Annotated in this window: 6 protein-coding genes and 2 pseudogenes; 4 read left to right on the top strand and 4 right to left on the bottom strand. The window is 63.9% G+C overall.

Going from position 1 to position 6,151, the window contains the following annotated elements; genetic code table 11:
• Window positions 1-183: pseudogene (locus tag EN742_RS20690) on the top strand (alkaline phosphatase); the annotation flags it as partial.
• 170 nt (window positions 184-353) lie between these two features.
• On the opposite strand, the gene EN742_RS20685 reads toward EN742_RS20690, so the two are convergent.
• Window positions 354-632, bottom strand: a complete 279-nt coding sequence (locus EN742_RS20685; RefSeq protein WP_127420615.1) for a hypothetical protein — start codon at window positions 630-632, stop codon at window positions 354-356.
• A gap of 201 nt (window positions 633-833) precedes the next feature.
• Between EN742_RS20685 and typA the strand changes: the two genes are divergently transcribed.
• Window positions 834-2,663, top strand: a complete 1,830-nt coding sequence (gene typA / locus EN742_RS20680) for a translational GTPase TypA (RefSeq protein WP_126057573.1) — start codon at window positions 834-836, stop codon at window positions 2,661-2,663.
• Between the two features lie 56 nt (window positions 2,664-2,719).
• On the opposite strand, the gene EN742_RS20675 is transcribed toward typA, so the two are convergent.
• Entirely contained in the window at window positions 2,720-3,346 is a 627-nt protein-coding gene (locus EN742_RS20675; RefSeq protein ID WP_126057574.1) for a DUF1062 domain-containing protein, read from the bottom strand.
• Between the two features lie 417 nt (window positions 3,347-3,763).
• Between EN742_RS20675 and EN742_RS20670 the strand changes: the two genes are divergently transcribed.
• On the top strand, window positions 3,764-4,378 hold the full coding sequence (locus tag EN742_RS20670) for a LysE family translocator (protein WP_128333217.1): 615 nt from the start codon (window positions 3,764-3,766) through the stop codon (window positions 4,376-4,378).
• A 4-nt stretch (window positions 4,379-4,382) separates the two neighbouring features.
• Here EN742_RS20670 and EN742_RS20665 read toward each other — a convergent pair whose 3' ends face one another.
• Both EN742_RS20665 and EN742_RS20660 read right to left on the bottom strand, forming a co-directional pair.
• Window positions 4,383-4,706 carry a YciI family protein gene (locus EN742_RS20665; protein ID WP_126057576.1) on the bottom strand — a complete coding sequence of 108 codons (324 nt, stop codon included), beginning with the start codon at window positions 4,704-4,706 and terminating at the stop codon, window positions 4,383-4,385.
• 148 nt (window positions 4,707-4,854) lie between these two features.
• Window positions 4,855-5,442 carry a peroxidase-related enzyme gene (locus tag EN742_RS20660; protein WP_128333216.1) on the bottom strand — a complete coding sequence of 196 codons (588 nt, stop codon included), beginning with the start codon at window positions 5,440-5,442 and terminating at the stop codon, window positions 4,855-4,857.
• 139 nt (window positions 5,443-5,581) lie between these two features.
• Between EN742_RS20660 and EN742_RS20655 the strand changes: the two are divergent.
• Window positions 5,582-6,151 (top strand): annotated as a pseudogene (locus EN742_RS20655) (NAD-glutamate dehydrogenase domain-containing protein); the annotation flags it as partial.

The raw sequence follows: 6,151 nt of genomic DNA, 5'->3' as shown, positions 1-6,151 counted from the left end.
GAGCTGAAGTTCATCAAGGCGCCGACCGCCGAGCAGGGCCAGAACCTGCCGCCGTCGGCCGGCCTGCAGTTCTTCGGCCTGGTCGACATCTCAGGCGCCACCGAGCAGCTGACGGTGCGGCTGATGGATCGCGACGACAATGAGCTCTACAAGGTGACGCTCGATCCGGTGCGCTCGGCTTAGGAGACTGTTGGAAATTCTACTCCGGCGGCCATCTGCTGGCGTTTTCTGCGCTTCCGGTGCTCACGGACCCAAATTGTCCGCTCCGCTCCGGTTCTCGAAACCACCACCATATGACTCGCCGGAGCGAATTTCGAAACAGTCTCCAGGAGGACGACCGCGACCGCTGGCCGTCAGTCCGGATAGCAGACAGCGGGAATCTTCGGCCAAACGGCGCTGTCGCAGCCGGCATCCTTCTGTCGCTGCTTGAAAGCGGCGCTGACGGGGCCGGTCACCACCGGGTCGACGCCATCGGGGGCGTCGGCGAACATCTGCTCGGCCGTCTGCGTATCGGCGGGCAAAGCCGGATTTCCCTTAAGCGTCGCGGCGGACTGCGCCCCGCCAACCGCCAGCAGAACGGCAAGCGTTGCCCATGCCACGGTTGGACGCAATCTGGTGAGTTGATCGGTCATGGGAATCGAACTGCCTGGACCCCGAAAGGTTCCGCCCTGGTGAATTGATACATTTGACGCAAAGACGCTTAACAATTGGTAACCACATATTTGGGTACGAGCCTCCCCTTTCGCAAATGCGAAAAACCCTGTATGAGCCGCGCAACCGAAAAAGGCGGCGCCTCTGGGCCTGCTGCCCGCAACGCTCCCGAGACCAGACACATGAACCTCCGCAATATCGCGATCATCGCGCACGTCGACCATGGAAAAACCACCCTCGTCGACCAGCTCTTGAAACAGTCCGGCGCCTTCCGCGACAACCAGCGCGTCGCCGAGCGCGCCATGGATTCCAACGACCTCGAAAAGGAACGCGGCATCACCATCCTGGCCAAGGCGACTTCGGTCGACTGGCATGGCACCCGCATCAACATCGTCGACACGCCCGGCCACGCCGATTTCGGCGGCGAGGTCGAGCGCATCCTGTCTATGGTGGATTCGGCGATCGTGCTGGTCGATGCCGCCGAAGGGCCGATGCCGCAGACCAAGTTCGTCGTCGGCAAGGCGCTCAAGGTCGGCCTGAAGCCGATCGTCGTCATCAACAAGATCGATCGCCCGGACGCCCGCCACGTCGAGGTGGTCAACGAGGTGTTCGATCTCTTCGCCGCGCTTGACGCCACCGACGAGCAGCTCGACTTCCCGATCCTGTACGGTTCGGGCCGCGACGGCTGGGTCTCGGAAAACCCCGAAGGCCCGAAGGATCAGGGCCTGGCGCCGCTGTTCGATCTCGTCGTCAAGCACGTGCCGGCGCCGACGGTGCATCCCGGCCCGTTCCGCATGATCGGCACCATCCTGGAAGCCAATCCCTTCCTCGGCCGCATCATCACCGGCCGCATCGAGTCGGGCTCGCTGAAGGCCAATCAGGCGGTCAAGGTGCTGCACCATGACGGCACCCAGATCGAGACCGGCCGTGTCTCCAAGATTCTCGCCTTCCGCGGCCTCGAGCGCCAGCCGATCGAAGAAGCCCAGGCGGGCGACATCGTCGCCATCGCCGGCCTGTCGAAGGGCACCGTCGCCGACACGTTCTGCGACCCGACGGTGACCGAGCCGCTGCATGCGCAGCCGATCGATCCGCCGACGGTGACCATGTCCTTCCTCGTCAATGACAGCCCGCTCGCCGGCACCGAGGGCGACAAGGTGACCAGCCGCGTCATCCGCGACCGCCTGCTGCGCGAAGCCGAGGGCAATGTCGCGCTGAAGATCGAGGAATCGCCGGAAAAGGATTCCTTCTTCGTCTCCGGCCGTGGCGAATTGCAGCTTGCGGTGCTGATCGAGACGATGCGCCGCGAAGGCTTCGAGATCGCCGTGTCGCGGCCGCGCGTCGTCATGCAGAAGGGCGAGAACGGCGAGCTGCTGGAGCCGGTCGAGGAGGTCGTCATCGACGTCGACGAGGAGCATGCCGGCGTCGTCGTGCAGAAGATGTCGGAGCGCAAGGCCGAGATGGTCGAGCTGCGCCCGTCCGGCGGCAACCGCCAGCGCCTGGTCTTCCATGCCCCGACACGCGGCCTGATCGGCTACCAGTCGGAGCTCTTGACCGACACGCGCGGCACCGCCGTGATGAACCGGCTGTTCCATGCCTATGAGCCCTACAAGGGCGAACTGCCCGGCCGCACCAATGGCGTGCTGATCTCCAACGAGCAGGGCGAGTCGGTCGCCTATGCGATGTGGAACCTGGAAGACCGCGGCCCGATGGTCATCGATCCCGGCGTCAGGGTCTATCAGGGCATGATCATCGGCATCCACAGCCGCGACAACGACCTCGAGGTCAATGTTTTGAAAGGCAAGAAGCTCACCAACATCCGCGCCGCCGGCAAGGACGAGGCGGTGAAGCTGACCCCGCCGATCCGCATGACGCTGGAGCGCGCGCTGGCCTGGATCCAGGACGACGAGCTGGTCGAGGTAACGCCGAAGACGATCCGGCTGCGCAAGCTCTATCTCGACCCGAACGAACGTAAGCGTTTCGAGAAGTCGGCCAAGGCGGTCGGCGCGGCGTAAGGTCTTCGCCTGAGCAATCATCGAGGGAGGGAGCACTGCTCCCTCCCTTTTTCGTTTCACGCGCCGGCAGCGGCGACGATGGTGTCGCGATCCGGTTCGTCGCTCAGATCGATACGGATGGCCATGCCGTCGCGCGGCGGCCTGCGCAGCGCCCTGGCGCCATCAAGCTCGACGCAAAGCTGCCGCCGCTCCTCCCAGGCCTGAAGCCGCGAGCGCGAGACGCCGAGTTCGCCAGCCAGCAACCGGTCGAGCCGCAAGGGCACAGGCATTTCCAGAGTGAGCCGCAGGTCCAGCACGGTCGTATGTTCCGGCCGGCGTTCCAGCACATACCTTTCAATGGCGACGTCTGGGAACTCCTCGATGCGTCCGACGTGGCTCCTCAGTACGGCGGCATCGAAGGCATGACGCCGGGCCAGCGCCGGGTCGTTGCTTTCGAGTGCCGCAAGCAGCGCCGGCTCGATGTCGTGGCGGCTGCGGCGCTCGAAAATGGCGAAATTCCAGGAATTGTCGCAGTCGACGCAGCGGTAGATCAGCCAGGCGTCGATGCGCTTGCCGTTGGCGTTGACGCGGAACTTGCCGCTCGATCGATACGGCCTGAGGCCGCGGCAGCGATTGCAGTTGATGAGAGGTCGAGGCGCGATTTCGGGCGCGATCGCCCAGCGGATACGCAAAAGTCCGGACATGCCGAAAGCCCTTCCCGTCGGGAAGTTCGCCAGGTCGGCGATGTCGAGTTGCCCGGGCGGGCACGGCGTGGCTGGAGAGCTGCGGCTTTAAGGAAATCAGGCGTCGCGCAGCGCGCGACAGGTTCAGCAATGCCAAACCGGTCTCGAACCGCCGCCTGAGGAACACATGAAATGATCGGGACGCCGCAACTGCAGCGCCCTGTGTTTTCAGGAGAGTTGACGAGACCGGCGGTTACTGAGGCAAAGTGAAGCTCGAAATGAATGTCGGGGCGGCTCTTCTAGCCGCGGCCGACGGGAACGGCAAGGCGGCAATTGTCGAGATCGGCGCCCCGCCCGACCGAAGCGATTGCTTGTTCTTTGCCAATGCTGCCGTTGCTGGCTAGATTGGCGGCCAAACCTCGATCGGAGATTTTGGCCATGCATATCACCTCGCTGCTGATCTTCGCTGCCGCGCTTTTCGTGGCCGCCGGTTCGCCCGGCCCGTCGATCGCCGCCCTTGTCGCAAGGGTGATCGCGAAGGGTTTTCGCGACGTGTTCCCATTCCTGCTCGCCATGTGGATCGGCGAGGGCATCTGGCTGTCGCTGGCAGTGTTCGGGCTGGCCGTGGTGGCGCAGACCTTTCATCTCGCCTTCGTCGCCGTGAAATGGGCGGGCGTCGCCTATCTCGCCTATCTGGCGTGGAAGATGTGGACCGCACCCGTCGAGGCAAAGGAAGGCGAGATGCCGCGCGAGGATTCGCCGGCAAAACTGTTCTTCGCCGGCATGGCGGTGACATTAGGCAACCCCAAGATCATGATGTTCTACCTGGCGCTGCTGCCGACTATCATCGATCTCGCCTCGGTCAGCGTCGTCGGCTGGATGGAGCTGACGGCGACCATGGCGGTGGTCCTGGTCGCCATCGATCTTGCCTGGGTGCTCGCCGCCGCGCAGGCGCGCAAGCTTCTGAAGAGCAAGCGGGCGATGAAGATCGCCAACCGCGTCAGCGCCGCCACCATGGCAGGGGCCGCCGCGGCCATCGCTGCCCGTTCCTGAACGGCTACATCATCTCGATGATAGGCGCGATCTCGACGCTGAAGGCGGGATTCATCAGGATCGGGCAATCCTTGGCTTTGGCGACGGCATCGTCGATATCCCTGGCTTCGACGACGGTGTAGCCGGCGGTCGGATTGCTGCCGCCATTGTTCTCGACCTTGCCGCTGGGCAGCACCGTTTTCGACATGCCGACCGGATTGCCGCCGTCGACCACGGCCGAGCCGAGCTTGCCGTACCAGCCGTTCCAGGCATCCATCGCCGCCTTCCGCTCGGCTTCGTCGGTCGGCATCTTGCCGGAGCCGTGATAGACATAGAGAAACTTCGCCATGTTCTCCTCCCTTGATCGGCGGCAGCGAACCGGCATGCGGCCGTGCCGCTAGCGACATGCGGCTATGCCGCAATCGTTGATCATCGGACCAAAACAGCGAAGAAGCAATGCGAATGCGCGATGCCAATAACTGAGGTGACCAGCCCGGCTATCTTGCCATGGCGTGGTATTCATCGTTCGGTCGCATGTCGACGGCCGCGGCCACGCGGTTCGACATGTTGAAGAAGGCGGCGGTCGAGGCGATGTCCCAGATGTCGCGGTCGGAAAAGCCGGCCTTGCGCAAGGCGGCGCGGTCCGCCTCGATGATCTTCGCCGGTTCCTCCGTCAGCTTGACGGCGAATTCGAGCATCGCGGTCTGCTTGGGTGAGAGGTCGGCGGCGCGGAAATTCATCGCCATCATCTCGCCGAGGGAAGGATCGCCCGAAAGCTGGCGCACCGCCGCGCCATGCGCGGTCAGGCAATAGTAGCAATGGTTGATCGAGGAGACGACGACGGCGATCATCTCGCGCTCCAGCTTCGACAGGCCGGACTCGCCCAGCATCAAATCGTTGTACATGTCGGTGAAGGCGCGCAGCATCTTCTCGTCGAAGGCATAGGCTTTCAGCACATTGGGCACCAGGCCGAGCTTTTCCTCGCATTTGACGAAATAGGCTTTCGTCGCCTCGCTGAGTTCAGCCTGGGCGAGGTCGAGCGCGGTGATCTTGCCGGTGGTTTTGGCGGTCTTCCTGGCGCTCATTGGGCTCGTCCTTCTCATTCGCTGCCGATTTGCGATCAAAATCCCGAAGAATCTTTGCAAGCCGTCAAACCTTTGTCGCCAAATGGCGGTCATCTGCTACCATAATCGCAAAAGCATGTGACGGGAGGGACTTCGCATCATGGCCAGCCTCAAAACCGCAAGCCAGCCGAAAAAGACGGTTCCAGCAAAGGGAGGCGCGGCGAAGGGCGGCGAGAGACCAGGCCGGCTTGCCGACTACCTTCTGGCTCGCGCGCCGGCGGAAGACGTCGCTGCCTATGAGGTCGCCGACCTCGAGCGCGCCGCCGACCTCGCCGGCCGCGCCATCGCCAGGCACAAGAAGGGCGACTCGATCGTCGCCATCGACACCGAGTCCAGCGTGGCGCGCCAGGGCCGGCCGGTGACGGTGATCACCGTCGTCAACGACAACATGCCGTTCCTGTTCGATTCCATCCTCGGTGAGATCACCGAGACCGCCGGCGAGCCGTTGCTGGTCACCCATCCCGTCGTCGCCGTCAGGCACGGCAAGGGCGGCGTGGAGGAGATCCTCGGCGATGGCGGATACGCCAAGGACGACGGCAGCCACGACCGGCTGAGCGTCGTGCATGTCCACATCGGGCGCCTTTCCGCCGAACTGGCCGACGCGCTGGCCGGGCATTTGAAGAAGCTGCTGGTCCAGGTGCGCGCCGCCGTCACCGACTGGAAGCCGATG

It is taken from the genome of Mesorhizobium sp. M4A.F.Ca.ET.020.02.1.1 (assembly GCF_004022645.1).
Lineage (GTDB): Bacteria > Pseudomonadota > Alphaproteobacteria > Rhizobiales > Rhizobiaceae > Mesorhizobium.
The sequence above is the reverse complement of the archived record's forward strand: the minus strand, read 5'-3'. Positions and strand labels throughout refer to the sequence as shown.